We start from the raw sequence: 2,116 nt of genomic DNA, 5'->3' as shown, positions 1-2,116 counted from the left end.
CTGCTTGGACGCACCGGAGCGCGAGACGCGCACCCAGCCGTCGCCCAGGCGTTCACCGCCACGGGTGATGACCGAGTCGCCCTCGCCCAGCGTGGCCTGCAGGGTGCGCGCGGCGTCCAGGTCTTCGGCGGCATGCAGCCGGGCCAGCAGGCGGCGGATCGCGGTGGGGCCCTGTACTTTGGCCGCCAGCGAGGTCGGCGCCACGCTGAGCGGCGCCTGGCTGTCGGAGACCAGCGCAATGCGGCCCTCGCCCAGCTCGGCCAGTTCGGCCACGAGCTGTTCGGGGGCGTCCACCAGCACGCCTTCGATCAGCTGGCCAAGCGCGCTTTCCACGGCGTTTTCCCAGCCGCTTTCCACGGTCAGGCGTTCGCCGACGCGCGCGCCCGAATCCAGCCCGCGCGCCTTCAGCCACGCCACCGCCGCGCCCTGCTCCTGGCCCAACGCGGCCTGCTGCAGGGTTTCCAGCGAGGACAAGCGGCCGCGCGCCGCCTGGGCCTGCTTGCGGATCTCGGCCAGTTCGGTCTGCCCGGTGCGCTGGCGGTCCTGCAGGCCGGCCACGGCCTGCTTGCGTTCTTCAACCTGCTCGTTGAGGCCGTCCAGCGCCTCTTTCTGGGTCTGGTGCTGCAGGTGCAGTTCTTCGAACACCTCGGCCAGCGCGTCCAGGTCCAGGCTGGCGCGTTCGGCGCTCAACGCTTCGCGGCGGCGGTCGGCTTCCAGTACCTGGCGGTCGAGGTAGTCGACGCGGGTGCGTTCGACTTCGCCGGCGCGCGAGGCTTCGGAGGTGCTGCGGGTGTGGGCTTCCCAGCGCTGCTGCCAGTCGGCCAGGCGGGCCTCGGCATCACGCAGCGCTTCCTGCTTGATTTCGTTTTCTTCCTGCAGCTGTTCCAGGCGCGGCTCGGCCTCGTCCACGGCTTCGCGCAGGACCATCAGTTTGGCTTCGTCGCCGCTGATGTGCTGGCCCAGTTCGGCCAGGGCCTGCTGGGCTTCATCGCGCGCCTTGTTGAGGCGCTGCGACATTTCGCGCTGGTGCTGGATCTGCTGTTCGAGGCGGGCCAACGTGCTGCCCACCTGGTACACCTCGGCCTGGGCGGTGCTCAGCGCATCGGCGGCTTCTTCGCGGCGCACGCGGCTGGTTTCGATGCGGGCTTCGGCGTCGCGCTGTTCGGCGATGAACTGCTGCAGGCGGGTTTCTTCCTGCGAGAGCGCTTCGCGCAGGCCGCCGAGGCGGCCGTCGAGGCCGCGGTATTCCAGCGCCTTCCACTCGGCGTCCTTGACCCGGCGCTCTTCCTGCAGGGCCTGGTACTGCTCGGCCTGGCGCGCCTGGCGCTTGAGGTGCTCGAGCTGCTTGCCGATTTCCTCGCGCAGGTCGCCAAGGCGGTCGAGGTTTTCGCGGGTGTGGCGGATGCGGGTTTCGGTTTCCTTGCGGCGTTCCTTGTACTTGGAGATGCCGGCGGCTTCTTCCAGGTACACGCGCAGGTCTTCGGGGCGGGCTTCGATGATCTGGCTGATCATGCCCTGTTCGATGATGGAGTAGCTGCGCGGGCCGAGGCCGGTGCCGAGGAACAGGTCGGTGATGTCGCGGCGGCGGCACTTGGTGCCGTTGAGGTAGTAGTTGCTGCTGCCGTCGCGGCTGACCTGGCGCTTGACCGAGATTTCGTTGAAGGAGGCGTACTCGCCGGTGATGGTGTGGTCGGTGTTGTCGAAAATCAGTTCGACGGTCGCCTGGGACACGGGCTTGCGTGCGGAGGAGCCGGAGAAGATGACGTCGGTGAGCGAGTCACCGCGCAGGCGGCTGGCCGAGCTTTCGCCCATGACCCAGCGGACGGCGTCGATGATGTTGGACTTGCCACAGCCATTGGGCCCCACCACGCCGGTCATGTTGGTCGGCAGGTGCAGCGTGGTCGGATCGACGAAGGACTTGAAGCCGGACAGCTTGATCGTGGACAGACGCATGGCGGGATTGGTTTCCGGGGCAAGGGCCTGAAGCGACCCCCGCCAGGGTGGATGTCGGAGCGATTCCCACCCTCAAGCCATTGATGCTGCTGGGTTTCAATGGCCCCAAGGGCGACGCGATAGCCTGAGTATAACGGGGCGGCTGTTCCACGGGCTGTGGGGG

1 protein-coding gene is annotated in these 2,116 nt (G+C 68.1%); it reads right to left on the bottom strand.

What is annotated here, in order from left to right:
- Window positions 1-1,953: chromosome segregation protein SMC (smc, locus tag DBR34_RS22795; protein ID WP_258223846.1), on the bottom strand; the 1,953-nt coding region annotated here is incomplete at its 3' end.
- Between the last annotated feature and the right edge of the window lie 163 nt (window positions 1,954-2,116).

Source organism: Stenotrophomonas sp. HMWF003, assembly GCF_003061285.1.
Lineage (GTDB): Bacteria > Pseudomonadota > Gammaproteobacteria > Xanthomonadales > Xanthomonadaceae > Stenotrophomonas > Stenotrophomonas maltophilia_AP.
Note: the sequence above shows the minus strand (reverse complement) of the source record. Positions and strands in the feature narration are given on the sequence as shown.